The organism is Geodermatophilus africanus, assembly GCF_900107105.1.
Taxonomy (GTDB): Bacteria; Actinomycetota; Actinomycetes; order Mycobacteriales; family Geodermatophilaceae; genus Geodermatophilus; species Geodermatophilus africanus.
Genome location: NZ_FNOT01000003.1, coordinates 125,072 through 149,299, shown reverse-complemented (window position 1 = coordinate 149,299; position 24,228 = coordinate 125,072). Strand labels below are relative to the sequence as shown.

Genomic DNA, 24,228 nt, shown 5'->3' with positions numbered 1-24,228 from the left:
ATACCCCCGTCCGGCCGGAGCGCGCAGGACCGGCCGGCGTGGGCCGCACCACAGCGGGTGGACCCACGCCGGCCCGCGCTCACCCGCCCGGCGTCCCGGCCGCCTCGGCAGCCCGGCCCTGCGCGGTCTGGTAGGCCGTGACGGCCTCCTGCAGGTCCTCGAGGGCCTGCCCCTGACCGGCGAAGTCGCCGTTGCGCTGCGCGGTCTCCAGCGCCGCCAGGGCGCTGTTGATGGCCTCGACGGCCTGCTGCATCTCCGGCGTGCTCGGGGTGGGCGTCCCGCCGTCCACCGGCGGGACCGGGGTCTCCGGCGTGTCCGGCTGGTCCGGCTGGTCCGGCGACGCGGGGGTGTCGCCGCTGTCGACGGCGGCCTCCCCCGCGCCCGCACCGAACACCTGGTCGAGGGCCTGGGCGAGGGTGTCGGCGTACCCGACCCGGTCGCCGTAGTTCACCAGGACCTTCTGCAGCAGCGGGAAGGAGTTCTCCCCCGTGCCCTCGACGTACAGCGGCTCGACGTAGAGCAGGCCGTTGTCGCCGATGGGCAGGGTGAGCAGGTTGCCGAACACCGCCCGCGACTCGGCGCTGTTGAATAGCGTGAGGTCCGGCCGCACCTGGTTGTTGGTGATGAACGACTGCTGCACCTGCTGCGGACCCCGGAAGGGCGTGTTCCCCGGCAGGGTCAGCACCTGCATCTGCCCGTAGGTATCCGGCGCGCTGGAGGCCGACACGAACGCCGACAGGTTCTCCCGGCGGAACGCGTTGAGCGCGCTGGTGAGCTGGAAGCTCGCCTGCGGGTCACCCGGCCGCTGGGCCAGGATGTAGTACGGCGGCTGCGGCTCCTGGGTGTCCTGCGTCGGGTCGGCCGGCACCGCCCAGCGGTCGTTCTGGCTGTAGAAGTCGCCCGGGTCGCTGACGTGGTAGCGGGTCAGGATGTCCCGCTGCACCTTGAACAGGTCCTCCGGGTAGCGCACGTGGCTGACCAACTCGGTCGACATTTCGTCGCGCGACTCCACCAGGCCCGGGAACGCCTTCATGTAGGTCTCGAGGACCGGGTCCTCGGTGTCCCACTCGTAGAGGGTCACCGTGCCGTCGTAGGCGTCGACGGTCGCCTTCACGGAGTTGCGGATGTAGTTGAACGTCTCGTTCGGCAGCGCCGTCGTCCCGGTGCCGGTCAGCGCGTCGGTGGCCGCCTCGCCCAACTCCATCTGCTCGGAGTAGGGGTAGGAGCCCGAGGTGGTGTAACCGTCGAGGATCCACACGACGCGGCCGTCGATGACCGCGGGGTACGGGTCGCCGTCCACCGTGAGGAACGGCGCCGCCTTCTCCACCCGGTCCATCGGGTCGCGCACGTAGAGCACCTTGGACGCGTCGTTGACGGCGCTGGAGAGCAGGAAGTTCCGCTCCCGGTAGAAGATCGCGTAGGTCAGCTGCCGGAAGAAGCTGCCGATCTCGACGCCGCCCTGGCCGTCGTAGGTGTTGTTGATCTGGCCCTCGCCGTCGCTGCCCTCGGGCAGGTCGAACTCCCGCGACTCGGCCCCCTCGGGCGCACCGACGACCGAGTAGTCCTGCATCAGCTCGCCGTAGTAGATGCGCGGCTGCTCGACGGCGATGTTGCCGACCGTCGGCAGGTCCCGGGTGGTGAAGCGCGGCTCGCCGCCCTCCTGGCCGGCGACGACCTCGTTGGCTGGCGCGGCCACGAACCCGTTGCCGTGGGTGTAGACGGTGTGCCGGTTGATCCAGGTGTCCTGGTTCTCGCTGAGCCCCTCGCTGTTGAGCTCGCGGACGGCCACCACGTAGTCCTGCGTCTCGCCGCCGATGGTGTAGCGGTCGATGTCGAGCTTCTCCGGGAAGCCGTAGACGTTGCGGATCTGCTGGCGTGCGGTGAACGTCGCGGACAGCACGTTGGGGTCCAGCAGCCGGGCGTTGGGGATCGTCTCGGTGTCGTTGCGCAGCTCGGCCAGCGCGGCGGCCGGGTCGACCTCCTCGCCCGTCGCCTCCTGGGCGTACTGGACGAACTCGACCTCGGTCAGGTCGTAGGCCTCACGGGTCGACTCGATCGCGCGGGCGATGAAGTCGGCCTCGCGCTGGTCGGCACTGGGCCGCACCACGAACTGCTGCACGATCGCGGGGTAGGCCACGCCGATCACAAGGCTGGAGATGAGCAGCAGCACCAGCGCCGCGGCCGGCAGCCGGAAGTTCCGGACGACGATGTTGGCGAAGAACGCGACCGCGCAGACCGCCGCGGCGAAGACCAGGATCGTCTTGGCCGGCAGCAGCGCGTTGACGTCGGTGTAGCTGGCGCCGGTGAACAGGCCGCCGCGGTCGGAGTAGACCAGCGCGTAGCGGTCCAGCCAGTAGGCGACCGCCTTGAGCGCGACGAACAGCCCGAGCAGCACCGACAGCTGCACCATCGCCGCACCGGTCAGCTTCTGCCCCGGGGTCTGCAGCCGCAGCCCGCCGAACACGTAGTGGGTCAGCAGCGAGCCGATCAGCGCAAGGATCACGATCGCGAAGCCGAAGCCCAGCAGCAGCCGGTAGAAGGGGTAGTCGAAGACGAAGAACGAGACGTCCAGGCCGAACTGCGGGTCGACCTCGCCGAAGTCGGTGCTGTTGCGGAACTGCAGCCAGGTCTCCCAGCTGCCCTGCGCGGTGAACCCGGCGAACAGCCCCAGCACGACGGCGACCGCGGTGAGCACCAGCGCGCGGCGCGGCTCGATCGACTGCCGGTAGCGCTCCAGGTTCTGCTGCTCCAGCGACATCGGCCGGAAGGTGGGGCGGAACCGGTAGGCCAGGTAGACGGCCAGCGCGGTGAGGCCGCCGGTGGCCACCCCGGCCACGGCGAAGAGCAGGGCGCGGGTCTGCAGCTCGGTCCAGAAGACCTCGGTGAAGCCCGTCTCGTCGAACCACAGGTAGTCGACGTAGACGTTGGTGAGGGTCCCGATGGCCGTGAACAGCACCAGCAGGACGGCGATGGCCCCGATGACCACCTTCGCGCGCCGCGACAGGGTCGGCACGGACACGGGGGGCCGCATGGCCACGAGGGTCTCCTTCAGTCGCGGTCGTGACGCCGGCGCCACGGACGGCGTCGGCTCCGGACGGTCGGGCCGGCTCGGACCGGGCCCCCGGGCACCGATCCGGTCGCCCAGACCAACGCTCAGGACCGTTCCGGGTTCCCCGGCCGCGCTCCGGCTGCCAGCTTCCCCCACCGGGCGGCGCCGGTGTCGCCGGGGCGTCGTCAGCAGGTCTGCGGGGTCCGTCCGGCGCGGAACTCCTCGAGCGCCGTCAGCGCCTCGTCGAGGTCGGACACCCGGGCGAGGGTGAGCCCCGGCTGCGGGGCGGCGGCGGCGTCGGCGCAGTTGTCGGTCGGCACGAGGAACAGCTCGGCGCCGATCTCCTGGGCGGCGATCATCTTCAGCTGGATGCCCCCGATCGGGCCGACCACGCCGTCGGCGCCGATCGTCCCGGTGCCGGCCACCGTCGCCCCGCCGGTCATGTCCGTGTCGCCGACCAGGTCGAGGATGCCCAGGGTCAGCATGAGCCCGGCCGAGGGGCCGCCGACGTCCTCGACGGCGATGTCGACGTCGAAGGGCGCCGCGGGCTGCTGGCGGACCAGCACGCCCAGCAGCGAGCCCGCCTCGTCCTCCGCGGCCCGCGTGGTGACCGTCGCAGTCCCCGGCGCGCCCAGGCGGGTGTAGGCGACCGGCACCGTCGTGCCGCCCGGGATCGAGGCCAGGACGGCGTCCAGCGTGGCGAGGTCCGGCGTCGGCCGGCCGTCGACGCTCTCGATGGCGTCGCCCTCCTGCAGCTGCCCCTCGGCCGGCGAGGCGTCGGTCAACCCGCGCACGACGACCTTCACCGGGTAGCCGAGCTCGGCCAGCGCCGCGACCTCGGCCGCCTCCTCCGAGGTCAGGAAGGCCTGGCGGTTGGCGTCGCGGGTCTCCTCCTCGCTGCGCCCCGGCGGGTAGACCGTCTCCGTGGGCACGACGCTGACCTCGCTGTCGAACCAGCCCTGCACCGCCTCGACCAGGCTGAGCCCCGCCCGGCTGACGCCGACGGTGGTGAGGGTCAGCTCGCCCTCGGTCTCGTTCCGCTCGCGGCCCTCGACGCTGATGATCGGCTCGCCGTCGATCTCGCCCAGGGTGTTGAAGGTCGGCCCGGGGACCTGCGCCACGTAGGGCACCGGCACCGCCGCGCCGAGCACGCCGAAGACCACCAGCAGCACCACACCGACGCTGAGGACGGCCATCCGACGGGTCACGTCCGGCCAGCTTAGGAGGCCCCCGCCACTCGGAGGCTCGCGCCCGGCCCTCCAGAGGCTCGCCGCGAGCTCGCGAGCGGTGAGGAGGACGGGGTCCTCCTCCCTGCAGGGGGCCGGAGGGCCTGCCCCTCAGGGGGCCGGGGTCCGTCCGCTGCCGGCGGACAGGGGGTCCACGCAGGGGCTGCGCGTCTACCGTGGGGGCATGAGCGATGTCCCGTTCGGCTTCGGCCCCCCCGACCGCGACCCCGAGCGTCGCGACCAGTCCGGGTCCGGCGCCGGCAACGACCCCTTCGGGTTCGGTGCCCTGTTCGGCGGCGGCGCCGGTGGGGGGACGCCGGAGGAGCTGCTCGCCAAGATGCCGCTGTTCGCCGAGCTGCAGAAGCTGATGACCTGGTCCGGTGGGCCGGTCAACTGGGACCTGGCACGGCAGGGCGCGATCAGCTCGCTGGCCGCCGGCTCGCAGCCGACGTCCGACGCCGAGCGCACCGCCGTCGCCGACGCCCTGCGGCTGGCCGACCTGTGGCTCGACCAGGTGACCGAGCTGCCCTCCGGCGTGGACCGCCCGCTGGCCTGGTCGCGGGTGGAGTGGGTGGAGCAGACGCTGCCCGCCTGGAGCAGCCTGATCGACCCGCTGGCCGAGCGCGTCGTCGGCGCCATGACCAGCGCCCTCCCGGCCGAGGCCGCCGCGATGGCCGGCCCGCTCGCCGGGATCATGGGCCGGATGGGCGGCCTGATGTTCGGCGCCCAGGTCGGCCAGGCCCTCGGTCGGCTCTCCGGCGAGGTCCTCAGCAGCAGCGAGATCGGCATCCCGCTGGCCCCCTCGGGCGCCGGCGTCCTGCTGCCGCAGAACGTCGCCGAGTTCGCCGCCGGCCTCGACCGCCCCGCCGACGAGGTGCGGCTGTTCCTCGCGCTGCGCGAGGCCGCCACCCAGCGGCTGTTCGTGCACGTGCCGTGGCTGCGCCAGCAGCTGCACGACGCCGTCCACGCCTACGCGCGCGGCATCCACGTCGACCGCGAGGCCATCCAGCGGGGCATCGACGAGGCGATGGGCTCGATGGGCGGCATCGACCCGACCAACCCCGAGGGCATCCAGGCGCTGCTGGGCAGCGGGCTGCTCGAGCCGGAGGAGACCCCCGAGCAGCAGGCGGCCCTACGTCGGCTGGAGACGCTGCTGGCCCTGGTCGAGGGCTGGGTCGACAGCGTCGTGGCGCAGGCCGCCGGCGACCGGCTGCCCGGGCACGGCGCCCTGGCCGAGACGATGCGCCGCCGCCGCGCCTCCGGGGGCCCGGCCGAGCAGACCTTCGCCACCCTGGTGGGCCTGGAGCTGCGGCCGCGGCGGCTGCGCGATGCGGCCACCGTGTGGGGCGCGATGGCCCAGCAGCACGGCAACGCCGAGCGCGACCGGCTGTGGTCGCACCCCGACCTGCTGCCGACGTCGGAAGACCTGGACGAGCCGCTGGACTTCGTCGCCCACCAGGGTGCCGACGACGAGCTGCGCAGCCTCACCGCCGACGATGCCAAGAAGCCGGAGACGAAGGACGACGGCGACGACACGGGGTCCTGAGCGCGAGGGCGGGTCCTGGGGGAGACATCCGACGCCGGGCCGGCCGAGGCCGGGGACGGCAGACAGCTGGGGTGGACCGAGCGCGGGAGCCTGAGGCGTTCCCGATCGGGACACCGGCAGCGGCCCCCCGGTGGCTGGGGGCCGGCACCTGGCCGGGTGTCGGCCGGTAGGCCGACGGTGTCATCGCGGTGCGGTCCGGAGGACCGCAGTGTCGTCGCTCAGTCGACGAGGTCCTCGGCGTGGGTGCCCGCCGGCGCACCGCTGGTCGCGGCGCCCAGCTCGACGCCCTCGAGGAAGCCGCGGGCCCGCTCGGCGCGTGGGTAGCGCGCCACCAGCGACCAGAAGCGGGCGTCGTGGCTGGGCTCGACCAGGTGGACCAGCTCGTGCACCAGCACGTAGTCGACGACGTACTCGGGCATCGCGCGCAGCCGGCTGGACAGCCGGATGGTGCGGTCGGCCGGCGTGCACGACCCCCAGCGGCGGTTCTGGTTGTCCACCCACCGGACGCCGGCCGGCTGCGGCACCCCGTCGAGGTGCGCCGCCGACAATGCCCGCGCGCGGGCCATCAGTTCGTCGTCCCCACCCAGGGACCGGCGCCGCCGCTCCTCGCGGGTCTGCAGCTTGGCGACCATCTGCGCCACCCAGCGCTGCTCCTCGGCCGGGCTGAACGCCGCCGGGATCAGCACGACCGTGCGCCCGGACTCCTGGTAGGCGGTCACCGTCCGCCGCCGCCGGCTGCTGCGCCGGACCTCCACGGCGCCCTCCGGCACCGCGACGCCCGCCGTCCGCACCGACCGGTCGGCGGGGACGGCCCGGGCGCCCCGCACCTCCTCGCGCGCCGAGGGGCCGGTGACGGGGCGACGCTGGGTGTCGGGAGGTGTTCCGGGCACGGGGGCACCGTAGCCACCGCGTCCGCGGTGTGCTCCGGCAGCCGCACCGTCGCGGGACGCATGTCGCACGGACGGTGGACACCGGCCCGCCCGGTCCGGGGACGGGGGCTCCGGAGCCGCCGTCCACAGGGTCGCGACGGCCGTTCTCGCAGGTCGGACGGCGCGTCGGCGGTCGCCGCACCGAGAACGCCCGGGCGGCTGTCCCCCGGGCGCGCACAGCGACACGCCGCCGGTTCCCCACGCGCTCCACAGCTCTGTCCACAGGGTGTGGGCAGTGGCGCGGCCCGGCGCCGCGGTCGGGCCGGCGGCCGCCGGGCAGCCGGGTAGCGTTCCCGGGGACGGCGCCCGCGCGGGGACGCCGAGCGGACCGGAGACGAGGAGGCACCGTGGCGGAGAGCTACAACGGCTACTGCGTGAAGTGCAAGGAGAAGCGCGACTTCGACGGTGAGGTCAAGGTCAGCGAGTCCGGCCGCCGCATGGCGCAGGGCACCTGCCCCGTCTGCGGCACCAAGATGAACCGGATCCTCGGCAAGGCCTGAAGAAGGACCACCCTTCCCCCCACGCCTCGCACGCTCGGCGCGGGGCCCTGAAGGGTGGCCGTTCCGCGACGGCGGTGCCCGCACGGCGGGCGCCGCCGTTCGTCGCGTCCGGGGCCTGTGGACGGTCCGAGCGCGCCGGGCCGGTGCGCTGGCACCCTGCGCCGGTGGCCGACACCGCGCACCCCCTGCTGCCCCCGAGCGTCCCGCTGTTGCGGCTCGCCGGGCCCGACGGCGCCGAGGACGTCCAGGTCGGTGGCGCCGACTCCACCGACGGGCTGCTGGTCTCCCCCGGCGCGGCCGGGCTGACCGGCCTGCTCCGCGGTCTCGACGGGCACCGCACGCAGCGCGCCGTCGTCACCGAGGCCGCCGTCGCCGGCCACGACCCGGCGGCGCTGACCGCCGTGCTCGACGGGCTGCGCGCCACCGGGCTGCTCGTCGACCTCGACCCCGCCGACCTGCTGGCGGCGGCCGCCGGGCCGGCCGCCGCCGCCCGCACGCGGACCGAGCTGCCCACCGCCACCAACCGGGCCTCCGGCTCGCGCTGGCGGACCCGGCGGGCCGCGACGGTCCTGGTCGACGGCGCGACGCGGGTCGGCGTGCCGCTCGCCGCCGTGCTGGCCGCGAGCGGGGTCGGCCGGGTGAGCGTCCGGGACGACGGTCTGGCCACGGCCGCGGACGCCGTGGTGGGCGGGCTCGGCGCCGACGACGAGGGCCGCCCGCGTGCGCTGGCCGCCGCCGACGCGGTGCGCCGCGCCAGTCCGCTCACCGACCTGCGCCCCCTCCCGCCCGGCGCTCCGGTCGACCTCGTGGTGCTCACGCGGCCCTGGGCGGCGTCGGATCCACTCGCGGCCGACCTGCAGCGGCGCGGGGTGGCGCACCTGGTGGCGACCGTCCGCGGGGAGACCGGCGTGGTGGGCCCGCTCGTCGTGCCCGGCGCGACCGGGTGCCTGCGCTGCGCGGACCTGCACCGCCGGGATGCCGACCCGCGCTGGCCGGCGCTCGCCGCGCAGCTCACCGCGGGCGAGACACCGCCGGGAGGGGCCACGGTGACCTGCCTGGCGACCGTGGTGACGGCGACCGTTCAGGTCCTCGCGCTGCTCGACGGCGGCGGCGCGCCGCTGACCCTCGGGACGACGCTCGAGCTGCGCCCACCGGACCTGCTCCCGCGCACCCGCCGGTGGCCGGCCCACCCCGAGTGCGGGTGCGTCCACGCAGGTGCGGAGGGGCCTGACGCTCCGTCAGCGGCGCACTCCTCCTTCGGGGGACAATGGTCGGCGAGTGCGCCTCCGGGCCCGGACGGGGCCGGTGCCGCCGCGACCGCGGACCACTGACCGAGGAGGAGCCCGTGAGCCAGCTCGCGAGCTTCCGCACGAGCAGGGCCGTGGTGCACACGCGGCCGACCAGAGCCAGCGAGGAGGCTGCGTGACCGAGCCTGACAGGGGCATCCCACGAGGCTCGGTCTCCCGGACCGCACGCCTGGCGTCGTTGCCGCTGGGCGCAGCCGGCCGGGCCACCCTGGGCATCGGCAAGCGGCTGTCGGGTCGCTCCGCCGACGCGGTGAACGCGGAGCTGCAGCAGCGCACCGCCGAGCAGCTGTTCGCCGTCCTGGGCCAGCTTAAGGGCGGCGCGATGAAGCTCGGGCAGACCCTCTCGGTGTTCGAGGCGGCCGTGCCCGAGGAGGTCGCGGCCCCGTACCGGGAGGCGCTGGTCAAGCTGCAGGAGGAGGCGCCGCCGATGCCGGTGCGCACCGTCCACGCGGTGCTCGCCCAGCAGCTCGGCGGCTCGTGGCGCACGCGGTTCAAGGAGTTCGACGACGCCCCCGCAGCCGCGGCCAGCATCGGGCAGGTGCACCGGGCGACCTGGCGGGACGGCCGGGACGTCGCCGTCAAGATCCAGTACCCGGGCGCGGCCACCGCGCTGATGGCCGACCTGAACCAGCTGGCCCGCTTTGCCCGGCTGTTCGCGGCGCTGTTCCCCGGCCTGGACGTCAAGCCGCTCATCTCCGAGCTCAAGGCCCGGGTGGTCGAGGAGCTCGACTACGGCCTGGAGGCCGACGCGCAGCGGACCTTCGCCGCCGCGTACGCCGACGACCCCGAGATCGTCGTCCCCCGGGTGGTGGCCAGCGCGCCGAAGGTGATCGTGTCGGAGTGGCTCGAGGGGACGCCACTGTCCCGGATCATCGCCACCGGGACCCGTGCGCAGCGGGACCGGGCCGGCCACCTCATGGCGGTGCTCAACTTCTCCGGACCGCAGCGCGCCCGGCTGCTGCACGCCGACCCGCACCCGGGCAACTTCCGGCTCCTGGAGGACGGTCGGCTCGGCGTCATCGACTTCGGCGCGACCGCGCGCCTGCCCGACGGCCTCCCCGAGCCGATCGGGCGGCTGGTGCGCTGGGCGCTGGAGGGCCGGGCGGAGGACGTGCTCGCCGACCTGCGGACCGAGGGCTTCGTCCGGCCCGGCGTCCAGGTGGACGCCCACGGTGTCCTCGACTACCTGTTGCCCCTGCTGGAGCCGATCCAGAGCCGCTACTTCCGCTTCACCCGCGCGTGGATGCAGGAGCAGGCCACCCGCATCGCCGACCCGCGGACGGAGGCCAACCGGCTGGGCCGGATGCTCAACCTGCCGCCGGCCTACCTGCTCATCCACCGGGTGACCATCGGGTCGATCGGGGTGCTCTGCCAGCTCGACGCGGGCGACGACTACCGCAGCGTGCTCGAGGAGTGGCTGCCCGGCTTCACGGAGTAGGGCCCGCCGCTCACAGGCTCCCGGCGGGGTCGGGGACGACAGGAGACCGGGTCCGGACGCACCGGGAGCGCCCGGACCCGGCCTCGACCGGGATGACCTCGTCCCGCGGCTCGCCGGCCCCCTGCAGGGTCCCGCCGCGAGCCTGCGCGTAGCGGGGGGCAGGGGGTCCTCTCACGAGTCGCGGGGGGTAAGGGGGTCCTCTCTCAGCGGACGGCGGCGCTGGCCCGTGCCGCACGCCGGGTGGCGTACTCGGCACGGCGGGCCCAGCGGCGGGCGGCCCGCAACCGGCGGGCGCGCGCCGCGGCGTCGGCCTCGGCGCGCAGGTCGCGCAGCCGGTCGACGGCCAGGTCGTACTCGATGCTGTACACGTCAGGTCCTCACGTCGTCGTGGGTGGCCCGCTCTGCAGCGGACCCGTGCTGATGGGCTCGCACGGCCCCGTCCCGTCCCGCCCCGCCCGTGCGGGGGCGGGGCGGACGGGGTCCTCCTACGCCACCTTGCGGGGGCGACCCCGCGGGCGCTTGCGCGGGATGACCACACCCCGTTCGAAGATCTCCCCGCCCCAGACGCCCCAGGGCTCGCCGCGGCGGAGCGCCCCGGCGAGGCAGGCGTCGCGGACCGGGCACTCCGTGCAGCGGACCTTGGCCTCCTCCAGCCCCGCCGGGGTGTCGGCGAACCAGAGGTCCGGGTCGGTCCGGCACGGCAGGGGACGCCGCACCGGCGCCGGCGCCACCGGGGGCGCCGGCCGTCGGGGGAGGGAGCCGCCGGTCCGGGGGAGCCCGGTTCGGCGGTGGGACGTCGGACGGTCGGCCGTCGACTGCACTGCCGCTTCTCCTCGTACTCGTCGTCTGCGACCGGCGGGGACCCGCCGACCGGGAGTCGGGGCGGGTGCCGCGGCGGAGATGAGAGAGGCCGCGGAACCCGGTTCGGGTTCCGCGGCCTCGAGGAGGTCCTGTCGAGCGCTAGCTCGAGGGTCTCCCCGAGGAGTGGATCCCGAGGGTGGTGCCGTTGTGCTCGGTGGTGGTGCGCTCGTCGACCTGCTGCGCGTAGCCGGTGGTGCCGAACGCGCCGATCGCCGGAGCGCCGGGGACGTCGATGCAGAAGACGTCGGTGCCGAGGCCGGAGATACCGAGGCCGGGCAGACGGGTGGTGAGGCGCTGGGCCGCGGGGGTCGCCGGGACGGCACGCAGCCGCTCGGCGACGGGCGGCACGACGACGCAGGCAGCCGTGCGCACGGCGAGGCCCGCCGGGCCACGAGCCCCGGCGGGGGCGAGGGTCCACATGGTGCTGATCACGTCGCCCACCTCCTCCGGGGGTCGGATCGCGGCCGCGCGGCCGGTCTCGGGATCTGGCGCGCTCGAGGTGCTCCCCGGGCGTGATCAGGACAGTAGGGGGCCGCCGCGGAGGGGGTCAACGCAATTAACCGGCCCGGGTTCCGCTGGTCTGTAGCGACCGATCGCCGTGACCGCGCGTGGGGGCTCAGGAGCCGAGGGTGCTCAGCACGTCCTCGCCGTAGAGCTCGAGCTTGCGGGCGCCGATCCCCGGCAACGCGGCCAGCTCGCGCAGCGAGGCCGGCCGGCTCTCCGCGATGGCCTGCAGCGTCGCGTCGCTGAAGACGACGTAGGCGGGGACGGACGCGGACGCCGCCGTCTCGCTGCGCCAGGCCCGCAGCCGCTCGAACAGCTCGCCCGCCTCACCCTCGAGGACGACCTTGGCGCGCTTCTGCCGGCGCTGCGGAGGCGCCGCCGTGGGCGTGGAGCCGGGGACCAGCCCGTCGAGGAACCGGCTGCGCGGGCGGGTGCGTCGTCCGCCCGGGTTGCGGACCAGCGACCACGACAGCGTCAGCTGCTCGCGGGCCCGGGTGACGGCGACGTACAGCAGCCGCCGCTCCTCCTCCACCGCCTCCGGCCGGGACAACGACTGCGAGATCGGCAGCACCCCGTCGACCAGGCCGACGACGAACACGGCGTCCCACTCCAGGCCCTTGGCCGCGTGCATCGACGCCAGCGTGACGCCCTGCACGGTGGGCGCGTGCTGGGCGTCGGCACGGGCGGCCAGGTGCGACACGAAGCCCGCGAGGTCCATCGTGGCGTCCTCGGCGACCAGGTCGACGGCGAGGTCGACGAGCGCGGCGAGGGACTGCCAGCGGTCCCGGGCCGCTCCCCCGGGCGGCGGGCGGTGCTCCACCCAGCCGGTCGAGGCCAGCACGTCGCGCACGGTGGGCACCAGCGCGCCCGGCTCGGTGCCGCCGGCGGCGGCGCCGCGCAGCAGCAGGATCGCCTCGCGCACCTCGGGGCGCTCGAAGAAGCGCTCGCCGCCACGCAGCACGTAGGGCACGCCCACGGCGGCGAGGGCGTTCTCGTAGACCTCGGACTGGGCGTTGATCCGGAACAGGACGGCGATCTCCGCGGCCGGCGTCCCCGCCTCGACGAGGGCGCGGCAGGCCTGGGCGACCGCCGCGGCCTCGGTGGGCTCGTCGGGGTGCTCGAAGAAGCGGGGCGCGGGGCCCTCGGCGCGCTGCCCCAGCAGCCGCAGCCCCGGCAGCCCCTTCCGCGGCGGCGCTTGCCCGATCAGCTTGTTGGCCAGAGCGACGACCTGCGGCGTGGAGCGGTAGTCGCGCTCCAGCTTGACGACCTCGGCGTCCGGGTAGCGGTCGGCGAAGCCGAGCAGGTAGTCGGGGTCGGCGCCGGTGAACGAGTAGATGGTCTGGTTGGGGTCGCCGACCACGCAGACGTCGGCGCGGCCCCCCAGCCAGGCGTCGAGCAGCCGCTGCTGCAGCGGGTTGACGTCCTGGTACTCGTCGACCACGAAGTACCGGTACTGCCCGCGCACCTGGCGGGCGACGTCCGGGTGCTCCTCGAGGGCGAAGGCGGTGACCAGCAGCAGGTCCTCGAAGTCCAGCGCGCCGTCGCGCTGCTTGGCCGACTCGTAGCTCGCGTAGACCCGCGCCACCGCCGCGGGCTCGAACGGGGGCTCGCGGCCGGCGGCCCGCGCCCGGACCGGGTAGTCGTCGGGCGTGGCCAGCGTGGTCTTGGCCCACTCGATCTCGCTGGCCAGGTCGCGCAGGCTGGTGCGATCGGTGGACAACCGGGACCGGGAGGCGGCCGCCGCCACCAGCCGCAGCTTGTTCTCGACCAGCTCCGGCATCGGCCCGCCGAGCACCCGGGGCGCGAAGTAGCGCAGCTGGCGCATGGCCGCGGCGTGGAAGGTCCGGGCCTGGACGCCGCCCACCGCCAGCCCGGCCAGCCGGGTCCGCAGCTCGCCCGCGGCCCGGGCGGTGAAGGTGACGGCGAGGACCTGCTCGGGCACGAAGGCCCCGGTGTGCACGCCGTAGGCGATCCGGTGGGTGATCGTGCGGGTCTTGCCGGTGCCCGCACCGGCGAGGATGCAGACCGGCCCGGACACCGCCTGCGCGGCGGCGCGCTGCTCGTCGTCCAGCTGCGCGAGCACCGCCTCGGCGCCCTCCACCCGGACACCGCCCGGCGCACCGGCGATCTGCGACATCGGCCTCCCCGTCTCGTCGATGGCCGGGCCCCATCCTCCCAGCCGCCACCGACGGACGGGGGAAGCATCCCCGGGAGCGGGGCGTTGTGGCCCCGTGACGGCCGGGCACCCGGTCCCCGCACCCCCGACCGACCAGGAGGAACGCCTCGATGACCGCTCCCGCCACCGTGACCATGTACACCACCACCTGGTGCGGGTACTGCGTGCGGCTCAAGAAGCTGATGCAGCGCGAGGGCATCGAGTACGCCGAGGTCGACATCGAGCGGGACCCGGCCGCGGCCGACGTGGTCATGCAGGCGAACGGGGGCAACCGCACCGTTCCCACGCTGCTCTTCCCAGACGGCAGCGCACTGACCAACCCCAGCATCGACCAGGTGAAGGCCCAGCTGGCGGAGTCCGCCGGGGCATGACGGCGGGTGGTCCCTCGGCGGCACCTCGCGAGCAGGCATAGTCGTCCGGGACGGATCGTCACCGTCCGCCGTCCCGACCCGGCTGCCCGCCGGGCCCAGCCTCGCGGAGGTCGCCCAGTGAGTGAGCGCACCACCCCAGCGGAGTGCCCGCCGACGTCCGGTGCCCGGGAGGTCCGGTGAGTCCCGGGCTGCAGCACGGGACGGCGGCCGAGAACGACCTCGGCACGGAGCAGCCGACCGTGGTGGTGGCCCGCACCGGCCGCGGCTGGTCGGTGTTCGCGCCCGGCCGGGCCGAGGACGTGGACGACCTGGTCGAGGGCATGACCCTCGCCGACCTGGTCAGCGAGGAGCTGGGCGCGCAGGTCGAACCGGACCGCGGCACCCGCCGGGCCGCCCGTGGTGGCGCCGGGGACGCCGGTCCGGACGCCGACCCGCGGGACGCCCGCCTGGCCGCGCTCGAGCGCACCGTCGCCCAGCTCGAGCACGCCCTGGCCGCACGGGTCTCCACCGAGCGGGCCATCGGCGTGCTTGCCGAACGGCACGGCGCGACCCCGCAGGCGGCCTTCGACCAGCTGCGGCGCGACGCCCGCTCGCAGGGGCGGCCGGTGCCCGAGCTGGCCCGCGAGGTGCTCGACGACCTGGTCCTCCGGTCCCCGCCGGCGGAGACCGCGGTCGCGCTGGCGCCGGCGCCGCGCCTCTCCGCGCGGGAGGCCGGCCGGGCGCCCCGGACGCGGAGCCGGGCCGGGCGGGGGCCCGCCGAGGGCCGGTCCTGACCCGACCGGAACCGCTGACCCCCGGGGCGCTGGCCGACCGGCTGGCCGCCCTGCTCGCCGACACCGATCCCGAGCGCGGGGCCACCGCCCTGCGGGTGGCGGTGGACGGGCCGGACGTCGCGGTACCCGCCGACCTCGCGGCCGCGGTCGCCGAGCGACTCCCCCCGCTGGGTCGGCCGGCCGTCGTCGTCCCCGCCGACGGCTTCCTGCGCCCGGCGTCGCTGCGGTTCGAGCACGGCCGCACCGACCCCGACGCCCGCTACACCGACTGGCTGGACGTCGGCGCGCTGTCCCGCGAGGTGCTCGACCCGGTCGGTCCGGGCGGCTCCGGGGAGTACCTGCCGGTGCTGTGGGACGTCGACCGCGACCGGGCCGCCCGCGCCCTCCCCCGGCCGATGCCGCCGCGGGGCGTGCTGCTGGTCCCGGGCGCGCTGCTGCAGGGGGTCGGGCTGGCCTTCGACGTCGTCGTCCACCTGCGGGTGGCCCCGGCGGCCCGGCGGCGGCGGACGCCCACCGAGCAGGCGTGGGAGCTGCCCGCCCTCGACCGCTACGACGACGAGGTCGACCCGATGACGCTGGCCGACGCCGTGGTGCTGGCCGACTCCCCGGACCACCCCGCGCTGGTGCTTCAGGGCCGGTTCAGCTAGCGCTCAGCCCAACTCGCCGTCGACCCAGCGGTCGATGATGTGCCGGGCGATCGAGACCGCCGGCGGCAGTGCCCGCGGGCCGGCGCCGGAGCGCAACTCGTCGCGGGTGAACCAGCGGGCCTCCTCGATCTCGGTGGGGTCCAGCCGCAGCGTCGGGTCGCCCTCGACGCGGGCGGTGTAGCCGAGCATCAGCGACTGCGGGAACGGCCACGGCTGGCTGCCCGCGTAGCGGATGTCGGTGACCCGCACGCCGACCTCCTCGGCCACCTCGCGCGCCACCGCGCCCTCGGCGGACTCCCCCGGCTCGACGAAGCCGGCGAGGATCGAGAAGCGCCCCGGGGGCCACACCGCCTGGCGGCCCAGAACGCACCGGTCGCCGCCGTCGTGGACCAGCATGATCACGGCCGGGTCGGTGCGCGGGAACAGCTCCGCGCCGGTGTCCGGGTCGCGTTGCACCCAGCCGGCCCGCTCGATCGTCGTCCGCGCGCCCGACAGCGGGCTGAACCGGTGCCGCTCGTGCCACTCGACCATGGCGACCGCCTCGGCGAGCAGGCCGGCGTCGAGGTCGTCGAGGTCGGCACCGAGGTCGCGCAGGCCGGCCCAGGTGTCCGCAGGGCGGCCGCCTACGGCCAGCCGACGGTCACCGCGGACGGCGGCGTAGGGCACGCCGTCGGCCTCACCGAGGTAGATCGCGCCCTCGGGCAGGCCAGTCCGCTCCTCCCACAGCAGCCGCGGCCGGTCCCCGTCCTCCTCGACCGGGACGGTGCGCCGCTCGTCGACCGTGAGCACCCGCACCGGGCGGCCGCCGGTCGGGTCGGGCAGCGACCGGGCCAGGTGGCTGCGGTCGTGCGCGGAGCGGGACAGCACCGGGACCGCGCCGGCCGGCGAGGGACTGCTCTCCGGCCACGAGACGCCGTCGCCGGACGGCGGCGGGTTGTCCGCCGGGGTGCTGCCGCCGTCGGGGACGCTCATGCCGGGTCCGCCGACGGGACGACCTCGACCGGGCCGAACGCGCGCAGCGGGTCGGCGACCCGGTCGGCGTCGCCCACGACGACGGCGGTGAGCCCGCTGGGCTGCAGGAACCGGCGGGCGGCCTCCTGGACCTCCTCGACGGTGACCCGGGCCAGCGCCTGCTGGTGCTCGGCCAGCCACTGCGGCGGCAGGCCCGAGCCCGCGAGCGCCGACAGCGTGCTGGCCAGTCCGGCGTGGGTGGCGGTGGACAGCGCCATGCTGCCGAGCACGTAGCGCCGGGCGGCGTCGAGCTCCTCGCCGGTGACCGGCGTGAGCGCCATGCGGCCGAGCTCGTACCAGGTCTCGAGGAACGCCGGCCCGGTGACCTCGGTGGCGACGTCGGCCTCGACGAGGAACGAGGAGGCGGCGGCGAGGTGGTCGACCGAGCTGCGCGGGCTGTAGGTGTAGCCGCGCCGCTCGCGGATGTTCTCCACCAGCCGGGAGGAGAAGTAGCCGCCGTAGACCATGTTGGCCAGCCGGACCGCGGGCAGGTCGGGGTCGGTGCGGCCGGGCGCGGGACCACCCAGCCGCAGGTTGGACTGCACCGCCCCGGGCCGGTCGACCACCTGGAGCGCGCCGGGCGGCTGCTGCGGCACCGGCGGGGCGGCGACCGCCGTCCCCTCGCCGGTCCAGCCGGCCAGGGCGGAACCGGCGGCATCGACGGCGGCGGCCGGATCGAGGTCGCCGACCAGCACCAGGGTGCTGCCGGCGGGCAGCACACGTTCGCGGTGCAGCTTGCGCAGCGCCTGGCTGCGGACCGCGATGACCACCTCGGTGGCGGGCAGCTGCTCGGCGTACGGGTGGGCGCCGTAGCGGCGGGCGGCCAGCGCGGTGCGGGCGATGATGCCGGGCTGGGAGCGCGCGATGGAGATCCGCTCGGCGACCCGCGCCCGCTCGGCCTCCACCTGGTCGGCCGGGTAGCCGGCGTCGGTGAGCACCTCGGCCAGCACGCCGAGCACGGGTGCGAGCCCCTCCGCGAGCAGCGTGGTGGCGAACAGCAGCCGGTCGGGGTCGGTGGAGACCGACAGCTCCCCGCCGTGGGTCTGCAGCGCCTCGGCGATGCCGGTGGCGTCGCGCGCGCCGGTGCCGAGGAGCACGGCGCCGGAGAGCACCGAGGCGCGGGCGGTGTGCTGCGCGGCGGCGCGCGCGGTCGCGGCGGCGAAGGGCACCCGCAGCCGCAGCTCGACCAGCGGGACGCCGGGCCGCGGGACGACGACCAGCCGGAGCCCGTTGGGCAGCGTCTCCTCGGTGACGGCCAGCTCGGGCTGGGGCCGCGGCTCGCCCAGCGGCGGGATCAGCACGGGCGCGGTCACCGACGTCCCCCCGTGGCGCGCAGCTCGAGGACCGCGACGGTGCCGGGATCCAGGCCCCGGGCGGCGGCCTGCACCTGCTCGGGGCTCACCGCGGCGAGCCGGGCGGCGAGCTCGCCGGCCAGCTCGGCGCGGCCGTGGATGAGCTCGGCGTTGGCGAAGGCCAGCGTGCGGCCGAGCACCGAGTCGGCCTGGCGCAGCAGCTGGGCCTCGGTGCGGGCCTGCACGCGGGCGAGCTCGTCGGCGCCGACGCCGTCCTGGGCGATCCGGCCGACCTCCTCGTGGACCGCGGTGACCACCTTCTCCGTCGGGACCGACGCCGGGTGGTGCACCTGCGTGGTGAGCAGCGTGGCGTCGCGGACGTCGAACGGGTCGCCGAACAGGCCCACGTAGCTGCTCTGCGCGACGGCGAGCTGGTCGTCGTGCACCAGCCGGCGCTCCAGGCGGGAGGCGTCGCCCTCGCTGAGCAGCTCGGCGAGCAGCACCGTGCCGAGGTAGGTGTCGAGGTCGCCGACCGGGTCGGGCACCCGCCAGCCGAGGGCGACCGCCGGTGCGGGGGCGAGCCGGTCCTCGACCACGTCAGAGCGGACGGTGGTCGGCGAGGGCTCGCCGGTGGGCGGCGTCGGCGGGACCTCGCGGGCGGCGACGGGCTCGAACCAGCGGCGCACCAGCTGCTCGGTCTCCGCCACGTCCAGGTCGCCGCCGAGGCACAGGACGGCGTTGCCCGGCGCGTAGTAGCGGTGGAAGAAGTCCGCGGCGTCGTCGACGGTCGAGGACTCCAGGTCGACGAAGGAGCCGTAGCCGTCGTGGGTGTTGGCGAAGCTCTCGAAGGCGATCCCGGGCAGCTGCAGCCACGGGAAGGCGCCGTAGGGACGGTTGAGCACGTTGACCCGGATCTCCTCCTTCACCACGTCGATCTGGTTGCGGAGGTTCTCCTCGGTGATGGCCGGCGCCGCCATGCGGTCGGCTTCGAGGAACAGCGCCCGTTCGAGGGCCTCGGCGGGGAGGGCCTCGTAGTAGTTCGTGTAGTCCTGGTGGGTCGAGCCGTTGAAGGTGCCGCCCGCGGCCTGGACCAGCCGGGCGTGCTCCATCTTCGGGACGTTGGCCGAGCCCTGGAACATCAGGTGCTCGAAGAGGTGGGCGAACCCGGTGCGGCCCTGGGGCTCGTTGCGCATCCCGACGTCGTAGGAGACGGTCACGGCGACCACCGGGACGCTGCGGTCGGGCGCCAGGACGACGCGCAGCCCGTTCTCGAGTCGGAAGCGCTCCACCGGGTGCCGGAGGGTGAGGTCGGCACCGGCTGCAGTCACGTGCCCGACACTAACCGCGCCCCGTCGGCCCCGCCCCGGGCGGCCGGGAGACGATCATGGTGCTGCGGTGGCGACCCGCGGGCCCGTCGCCGACTCCCACGCCGTCGCACCCGCTCCCGCGCCGTTGCACCCGCGCGAACGCGAGGGCAACCGCGCGAGAGTCACGGTGGAGGGCGGGGGACGGCACGTGACCGCGGTGTCGTGCCCGAGTGGGGGCGGGAGGCTCCTGCGAGGGGTGCGACGACCGGGCTCAGCTCAGGCGGGGGACGGCACGTGACCGCGGCGCGGTCCGGAGGACCGCGGTGTCACAGCACCTCGACGCCGTCGACGACGCGGTCGATGACCCCGTACAGCTCCGCGTGGGTGTTGGGGATGGAGAGGTAGAGCAGCGCCGGGGCGGACCGCCCGACGTCGACGAGCAGCAGCGCGGCCCGCTCCCCCGTCGCCTCGTAGCCCTGGGCGTCCCAGGTGAGGTCGAACTCGAGCAGGTGCGCGGGGGCGCCGTCGACGGTGCGGGGCTCGTCGCGCACCACCTCCTGCTCGTTGGGGAGCGGGTAGTGGTTGAGCCGCACGCTGTCGGCGACCTGGGCGAGGGTCGGCTGCAGGCTGCCCGCACCGGCCTGGGTGAACATCGGCGACAGCGGCCCGGAGGTGCACTGGGCGATGAACGGCCCGCCGTCGGGCGTGATCTCCTGGGTGACCAGGTACTGCCCGGCCACCGAGGTGGTCTCGGGGACGTCCCGCAGGTCGTACTCGAGCCACCCCTGGCCGAGGTAGGGGTAGGCGATGCCGGCGGCCTCGTCGACGATCCGGATCGTGCCGGGCGGGAAGGCCGACTCGCTGGGCGGCGGCAGCGCGGCCGGGCCCGCGTCGTCGTCGGGACCGCTGGGCCGGCCGACGAGGAGACCGATGAGGACGACGAGCACCAGCCCGAGGACCGACAGCCCCACCACCCATCCGGTGCGCCGCGGCGGCCGTCCGGGGTCCGGCGGCGGGGTCTGCGCGGGCGCCTCGAGCGCCGCGGTCGGCTGTGCGGGCGGCGGCACGGCCGGCTGCGCGGGCGGCGCCTGCACGGCCACCCCGGGCCCGACGGGGGTGGTGACGTCGGACCAGCCCGCGCCGTTCCACCAGCGCACCATCCCGGGGGTGCCGTCCGGGTCGGGGTACCACCCCGGCGGCGCGCTCGACGTACCGGTCACGGCGCCACCCTAGGTGCGCCGGCGGGCGGGTCAGGTCAGCGCCGGTCGGCGTCGTCGTCCCACCACGACACCAGTTCCCGCAACCCGTCGGTCCCGCCGCCGCGCACCTCGGCGACGGCGAGGGTGCCCGTGTCGTCCCAGGTCCAGCGCAGCTGCGCGTCGCCCTGCGCGTCGAGGGAGCAGGCCAGCCGGCCGACCGCCCGGTCGTCGGAGTCGCGCAGCAACAGCCAGCCCTGCGGGTCCTCCTCGCGGCCGCACTCGTACTCGCTGCCGAGCTCGCGCAGCCCCTCGGCCTCGACGTGGGCGGCGAGCGCCGTGACCGCGCCGTCTCCGGCGTGGAGGGTGTGGGTGGTCGCCGGGGCGCCGTTCTCGTCGGGGTCCCCGGCGGGGCAGTCGAGCCGGGCCAGCGCCGTGCCCTCGCCGGGTGCGGCGGTGCAGTCGGCGGGGTCGACCTCCTCGGGCAGGGCCATGGCCAGCAGCCGCTCGGCGACGCCGGAGACGTCGGCGGCGGCCCCGTCGGCCCGGCGGTCGGCGGCGACGAGCAGCCCGGCGAGCACCAGCGCCGCGACCGTCGCGGCGGCGGCCAGCACCCAGGGCAGCCAGCGGCGTCGGTGCCGGGGCCCGCCGGCGGGCGGGGCGCCGACGAGGGTCGGCGCGGTAGGCACCGGGGCGGCGGCCGGCACGACCCGGGTGGGAGGGCGACCGCCGTCGCTCGGCAGGGGTCCGACGGCGGTCGCGGCGTCGTCCGGGGACGGCACCGAGACGCCGCTGCCGGTCAGCGCCGCCCGCGCGGCGTCGGCGAGGTCGCCGGCCCGCTGCCAGCGCCGGTCGGGGTCCTTGGCCAGGCCGCGCAGCACGGCGTCGTCGAGGGCAGCGGGCAGCCCCGGCCGCAGGGACGACGGCGCCGGCGGGGGCTCGTGCAGGTGCGCGGCCATCATCCGCGCCGGGTCGCCCGGCGGGAACGGGCGGCGGCCGGTCAGCAGCTCGAACAGCAGGCAGGCCAGCGAGTAGACGTCGGCGCGGGCGTCCGGCGGCGTCGGACCGAACCGCTCGGGCGCCATGTACTCGGCGCTGCCGACCGCGGTGCCGACGGCGGTCAGCGCCGGGCCGGGCCCGTCGGCGGCGCCGCGCGCGACGCCGAAGTCGGCGAGGTAGGCGAAGTCCTCGCCGGCGGCCGAGGTGGCCAGGTCGCGCCCGTCGGCGCGGCCGACCAGCAGCACGTTGGAGGGCTTGACGTCCCGGTGTACCAGGCCCCCGGCGTGCGCGGCGTCGAGCGCGCGGGCGACCTGGCCGACCAGGTCGACGGCGCGGACGGGGTCCATCGGGCCGGTGCGCCGCAGCAGCGAGTCGAGGTCCTCGCCGTCCACCAGGCGCATGTCGAGGAACAGCTGCCCGTCGATCTCCCCGTACCGGTGGATGGGGATGACGTGCGGCTCGGTGAGCCGGGCGGCGGTGCGGGCCTCGCGCCGGAAGCGGTCGCGGTACCCCTCGTGCTGGGCCCACTGCGGGTGCAGCACCTTCAGGGCGACGTCCCGTTCGTGCACGTCGTCGTGCGCCCGCAGCACCTGCCCCATGCCGCCGCGGCCGAGGACGCCGAGGATTCGGTACGGGCCGAACCGCCTCCCGGCCGGCGACCCGGTCACCGGAGGGGCAGCGGCACGCTCGCGAGCTCCCGCCAGAGGTGTGCGACCGCCTCGGCGCCCCGGTACAGCATCGGCAGCAGCACCCGCTCGTTCGGCGAGTGGATGCGGTCGGTCGGCAGCCCGGCGCCGAGGAAGACCAGGGGCGCCCCCAGCACGTCGACCAGGTCGGCCTCCGGACCGCTGCCGCCCTCGCGGGTGAACAGGACGTCGGCGGGGTCGCGGTCGTTGGCCTGGCCGATGGCGGCCAGCAGGGCGGCCATCGCCGGGGAGTCGAGGTCGCTGGCGCACGGCGAGACGCCACCGGCGGGCACGTGCACGTCGGCCTGGATGCCCGCGGGCAGGTTGGCCGCCACCCAGCCGCGCACCTGGTCGGCGAGGTCGGCGGGCCGCTGGTCGGCGACGAGCCGAAAGGTGATCTTGGCGTGCGCCTCGGCCGGGATGATCGTCTTGTGGCCGGGGCCGGTGTACCCGCCCCACATGCCGTTGACCTCGGCGGTCGGGCGGGCGCCGATCCGCTCCAGGGTGCTGTAACCCTCCTCCCCGGTGGCCAGGCGGGAGGCGGCCGGGCCGGCCAGCCACGCGGCCTCGTCGAAGGGCACCCGGGCCATGAGCGCGCGCTCCCGGTCGGTGAGCTGCCGCACCCGGTCGTAGAAGCCGGGCAGGGTGACCCGCCCGTGCTCGTCGTGCAGGCTCGCCAGCAGGGTCGCCATCGCGTGCAGCGGGTTGGGGACGCCGCCGCCGAAGGAGCCCGAGTGCAGGTCGACGGCCGGCCCGCGCAGGGTGATCTCGGCGTCGGCCAGCCCGCGCATGGCGACCACGGCGCTGGGCACGTCCGGGGCGGCCATCCCGGTGTCGCTGACGACGACGACGTCGCAGCGCAACCGGTCGGCCCGCTCGCGCAGCAGCGCGGCGAAGTGCGGCGACCCGGACTCCTCCTCGCCCTCGACGAGGACCTTCACGATGACCGCGGGGGTGTCGCGGCCGGTGGCGGCCAGATGTGCGCGCATCCCGAGCAGGTGCATCGCGACGTTGCCCTTGTCGTCGATGGCGCCGCGCGCGTGCAGCTCGGGGCCGTCGGCGCCCTCGACGCGGGCCGGCTCGAACGGCGGGTGCTCCCACAGCTCCAGCGGGTCGACCGGCTGCACGTCGTGGTGGCCGTAGACGAGGGCCACCGGCGCACCGTCGTCCGCCGAGGACCACTCGGCGTAGACCGCGGGCGCCCCGGCGGTCTCCCAGACCTCGACGACGGGGAAGCCGGTGCGGCGCAGCGCGGCGGCCAGCCACTCGGCGCTCGCGGCGACGTCGGGGGCGTGCGCGGGGTCGGCGGAGATCGACGGGATCCGCAACCACGCGTCGAGGTCGGCGTGCAGGTCGTCGAGGTGCGCGCTGACGAAGTCGCGTTCCGGGCTGCTCACGACTGCCGACGGTAGCGTCGCGGGCATGGCGGGACAGCTGCTGAGGGTGGACGTCGGCGACCTCACGTTCGACGTCCGGGCCGACGGGCCCGACGACGGCCGCCCGGTGCTGCTGCTCCACGGTTTCCCGGAGACGTCGGCGTCGTGGGCCGCCGTGACGCCCCGGCTGACCGAGGCGGGGCTGCGCAGCTACGCCGTCGACCAGCTCGGCTACTCCCCCGGCGCCCGGCCGCTCGACGTCGACTCCTACGCCCTGACCAACCTCGCGCAGGTCACGGCCGACCTGATGACGGCGATGGACGTGCCGGTGGCCGACGTCGTCGGGCACGACTGGGGCGCCAACGTCGCCTGGACGCTGGCCGCGTGGCACGAGGACCGGGTGCGCTCGCTGACCGCCGTCTCGGTGCCGCACCCCACGGCGTTCACCACGGCCTTCCGCTCCGACCCCGAGCAGATGGAGCGCTCGGCCTACATCCGGCTGTTCTGGCAGCCGGGCAAGGCCGAGGAGGTGCTGCTGGCCGACGACGCCCGGCGGCTGCGGCGGATGTTCGGGGACGCCGTCCCGGCCGAGGCCGTCGACGAGTACGTGGCCGTGCTGTCGGCGCCGGGCGCGCTGACCGCGGCGCTCAACTGGTACCGCGCGATGAGCTCGGCCACCCCGGTCGACGACGTGACCGTGCCGACTACCTACGTCTGGAGCGACGGCGACGTCGCGATCGGCCGGCGGGCCGCGGAGGGCTGCGCCGAGCACGTCGCCGGCGACTATCGCTTCGTCGAGCTGGCGGGGGTCTCGCACTGGGTGCCCGAGCAGGCCCCGGAACAGCTGGCCGTGGCGATCCTGGACCGCATCGCCTCGACCTGAGAGAGGACCCCGTCCTCCTCGAGAAGGACCCCGTCCTCCTCACCGCTCGCAGGCTCGCGGCGAGCCTCTGGACGGGGCCGGTCGGCTCGCGGCGAGCCTCTGGACGGGGCCGGTCGGCTCGCGGCGAGCCTCTGGACGGGGCCGGTCAGGC

21 protein-coding genes are annotated in these 24,228 nt (G+C 75.8%); 8 read left to right on the top strand and 13 right to left on the bottom strand.

The genetic code is table 11. The features are described from left to right. Positions 1 to 79: 79 nt before the first annotated feature. Both BLW63_RS05985 and BLW63_RS05980 read right to left on the bottom strand, forming a co-directional pair. Positions 80 to 3,031, bottom strand: a complete 2,952-nt coding sequence (locus BLW63_RS05985) for a UPF0182 family membrane protein (protein ID WP_244522396.1) — start codon at positions 3,029 to 3,031, stop codon at positions 80 to 82. A gap of 203 nt (positions 3,032 to 3,234) precedes the next feature. Beyond that, positions 3,235 to 4,257, bottom strand: a complete 1,023-nt coding sequence (locus tag BLW63_RS05980) for a YlbL family protein (RefSeq protein WP_244522395.1) — start codon at positions 4,255 to 4,257, stop codon at positions 3,235 to 3,237. Between the two features lie 202 nt (positions 4,258 to 4,459). Here BLW63_RS05980 and BLW63_RS05975 point away from each other — a divergent pair, with 202 nt between their 5' ends. Further along, positions 4,460 to 5,821 carry a zinc-dependent metalloprotease gene (locus BLW63_RS05975; protein WP_091152531.1) on the top strand — a complete coding sequence of 454 codons (1,362 nt, stop codon included), beginning with the start codon at positions 4,460 to 4,462 and terminating at the stop codon, positions 5,819 to 5,821. A gap of 218 nt (positions 5,822 to 6,039) precedes the next feature. Here the strand turns inward: BLW63_RS05975 and BLW63_RS05970 are convergent, their stop codons facing one another. Then, positions 6,040 to 6,711 (bottom strand): M48 metallopeptidase family protein, encoded by a 672-nt coding sequence (locus tag BLW63_RS05970; RefSeq protein ID WP_244522394.1) that lies wholly within the window; start codon positions 6,709 to 6,711, stop codon positions 6,040 to 6,042. A 386-nt stretch (positions 6,712 to 7,097) separates the two neighbouring features. On the opposite strand from BLW63_RS05970, the gene BLW63_RS26710 reads away from it, so the two are divergent. The 3 genes from BLW63_RS26710 (at position 7,098) to BLW63_RS05960 (ending at position 9,995) form a co-directional block, all read left to right on the top strand. Then, positions 7,098 to 7,250, top strand: a complete 153-nt coding sequence (locus BLW63_RS26710) for a DUF5679 domain-containing protein (RefSeq protein ID WP_012950213.1) — start codon at positions 7,098 to 7,100, stop codon at positions 7,248 to 7,250. 164 nt (positions 7,251 to 7,414) lie between these two features. Continuing rightward, the gene (locus BLW63_RS05965; protein ID WP_091153150.1) at positions 7,415 to 8,581 is read left to right on the top strand and encodes a ThiF family adenylyltransferase; all 1,167 of its coding nucleotides are present in this window, start codon (positions 7,415 to 7,417) and stop codon (positions 8,579 to 8,581) included. Between the two features lie 91 nt (positions 8,582 to 8,672). Beyond that, positions 8,673 to 9,995 (top strand): ABC1 kinase family protein, encoded by a 1,323-nt coding sequence (locus BLW63_RS05960; RefSeq protein WP_091152529.1) that lies wholly within the window; start codon positions 8,673 to 8,675, stop codon positions 9,993 to 9,995. 203 nt (positions 9,996 to 10,198) lie between these two features. On the opposite strand, the gene BLW63_RS26705 is transcribed toward BLW63_RS05960, so the two are convergent. The 4 genes from BLW63_RS26705 to BLW63_RS05945 form a co-directional block, all read right to left on the bottom strand. Beyond that, positions 10,199 to 10,363 carry a hypothetical protein gene (locus tag BLW63_RS26705; protein ID WP_170856670.1) on the bottom strand — a complete coding sequence of 55 codons (165 nt, stop codon included), beginning with the start codon at positions 10,361 to 10,363 and terminating at the stop codon, positions 10,199 to 10,201. 117 nt (positions 10,364 to 10,480) lie between these two features. Then, positions 10,481 to 10,711: a WhiB family transcriptional regulator gene (locus tag BLW63_RS05955; RefSeq protein WP_280140493.1), complete on the bottom strand. Its 231-nt coding sequence runs from the start codon at positions 10,709 to 10,711 to the stop codon at positions 10,481 to 10,483. Between the two features lie 244 nt (positions 10,712 to 10,955). Beyond that, positions 10,956 to 11,288: a hypothetical protein gene (locus BLW63_RS05950; protein ID WP_139263493.1), complete on the bottom strand. Its 333-nt coding sequence runs from the start codon at positions 11,286 to 11,288 to the stop codon at positions 10,956 to 10,958. Between the two features lie 184 nt (positions 11,289 to 11,472). Beyond that, complete coding sequence (locus BLW63_RS05945; RefSeq protein ID WP_091152523.1) at positions 11,473 to 13,497, bottom strand: ATP-dependent helicase; 2,025 nt, start codon at positions 13,495 to 13,497, stop codon at positions 11,473 to 11,475. Positions 13,498 to 13,646: 149 nt separating this feature from the next. Here BLW63_RS05945 and BLW63_RS05940 point away from each other — a divergent pair, with 149 nt between their 5' ends. The 3 genes from BLW63_RS05940 to BLW63_RS05930 all read left to right on the top strand — a co-directional run bounded on the left by BLW63_RS05940 (position 13,647) and on the right by BLW63_RS05930 (position 15,327). Continuing rightward, positions 13,647 to 13,907: a mycoredoxin gene (locus BLW63_RS05940; RefSeq protein ID WP_091152521.1), complete on the top strand. Its 261-nt coding sequence runs from the start codon at positions 13,647 to 13,649 to the stop codon at positions 13,905 to 13,907. A gap of 176 nt (positions 13,908 to 14,083) precedes the next feature. Beyond that, positions 14,084 to 14,680 carry an ANTAR domain-containing protein gene (locus BLW63_RS05935; protein ID WP_091152519.1) on the top strand — a complete coding sequence of 199 codons (597 nt, stop codon included), beginning with the start codon at positions 14,084 to 14,086 and terminating at the stop codon, positions 14,678 to 14,680. A 95-nt stretch (positions 14,681 to 14,775) separates the two neighbouring features. Beyond that, positions 14,776 to 15,327, top strand: coding sequence for a nucleoside/nucleotide kinase family protein (locus tag BLW63_RS05930; protein WP_244522393.1), 552 nt, complete (start codon positions 14,776 to 14,778; stop codon positions 15,325 to 15,327). A gap of 3 nt (positions 15,328 to 15,330) precedes the next feature. On the opposite strand, the gene nudC is transcribed toward BLW63_RS05930, so the two are convergent. The 6 genes from nudC to BLW63_RS05900 all read right to left on the bottom strand — a co-directional run bounded on the left by nudC (position 15,331) and on the right by BLW63_RS05900 (position 23,215). Then, entirely contained in the window at positions 15,331 to 16,299 is a 969-nt protein-coding gene (gene nudC / locus BLW63_RS05925) for an NAD(+) diphosphatase (protein WP_091152516.1), read from the bottom strand. Next, entirely contained in the window at positions 16,296 to 17,651 is a 1,356-nt protein-coding gene (locus BLW63_RS05920) for a M16 family metallopeptidase (RefSeq protein ID WP_091152514.1), read from the bottom strand. The genes nudC and BLW63_RS05920 overlap by 4 nt, the downstream gene beginning before the upstream one ends. Further along, positions 17,648 to 18,958, bottom strand: a complete 1,311-nt coding sequence (locus tag BLW63_RS05915) for a M16 family metallopeptidase (RefSeq protein ID WP_091152512.1) — start codon at positions 18,956 to 18,958, stop codon at positions 17,648 to 17,650. Before BLW63_RS05915 ends, BLW63_RS05920 begins: the two co-directional genes overlap by 4 nt. Before the next feature lie 305 nt (positions 18,959 to 19,263). Next, complete coding sequence (locus BLW63_RS05910; RefSeq protein ID WP_091152510.1) at positions 19,264 to 20,157, bottom strand: DUF2510 domain-containing protein; 894 nt, start codon at positions 20,155 to 20,157, stop codon at positions 19,264 to 19,266. A 35-nt stretch (positions 20,158 to 20,192) separates the two neighbouring features. Beyond that, complete coding sequence (locus BLW63_RS05905) at positions 20,193 to 21,800, bottom strand: serine/threonine-protein kinase (RefSeq protein ID WP_091152508.1); 1,608 nt, start codon at positions 21,798 to 21,800, stop codon at positions 20,193 to 20,195. Further along, a complete protein-coding gene (locus BLW63_RS05900) occupies positions 21,797 to 23,215 on the bottom strand; it encodes a dipeptidase (protein ID WP_244522392.1) in 1,419 nt (472 codons plus the stop codon). Before BLW63_RS05900 ends, BLW63_RS05905 begins: the two co-directional genes overlap by 4 nt. A 25-nt stretch (positions 23,216 to 23,240) precedes the next feature. Here BLW63_RS05900 and BLW63_RS05895 point away from each other — a divergent pair, with 25 nt between their 5' ends. Beyond that, positions 23,241 to 24,077: an alpha/beta fold hydrolase gene (locus tag BLW63_RS05895; RefSeq protein ID WP_091152504.1), complete on the top strand. Its 837-nt coding sequence runs from the start codon at positions 23,241 to 23,243 to the stop codon at positions 24,075 to 24,077. Positions 24,078 to 24,228 lie beyond the last annotated feature (151 nt).

Excerpts from the sequence above, each read along its gene's own strand:
- BLW63_RS05895 (WP_091152504.1), top strand. The coding sequence starts at position 23,241 with ATGGCGGGACAGCTGCTGAGGGTGGACGTCGGCGACCTCACGTTCGAC.
- BLW63_RS05975 (WP_091152531.1), top strand. The coding sequence starts at position 4,460 with ATGAGCGATGTCCCGTTCGGCTTCGGCCCCCCCGACCGCGACCCCGAG.
- BLW63_RS05985 (WP_244522396.1), bottom strand. The coding sequence starts at position 3,031 with ATGCGGCCCCCCGTGTCCGTGCCGACCCTGTCGCGGCGCGCGAAGGTG.
- nudC (WP_091152516.1), bottom strand. The coding sequence starts at position 16,299 with ATGAGCGTCCCCGACGGCGGCAGCACCCCGGCGGACAACCCGCCGCCG.
- BLW63_RS05940 (WP_091152521.1), top strand. The coding sequence starts at position 13,647 with ATGACCGCTCCCGCCACCGTGACCATGTACACCACCACCTGGTGCGGG.
- BLW63_RS05945 (WP_091152523.1), bottom strand. The coding sequence starts at position 13,497 with ATGTCGCAGATCGCCGGTGCGCCGGGCGGTGTCCGGGTGGAGGGCGCC.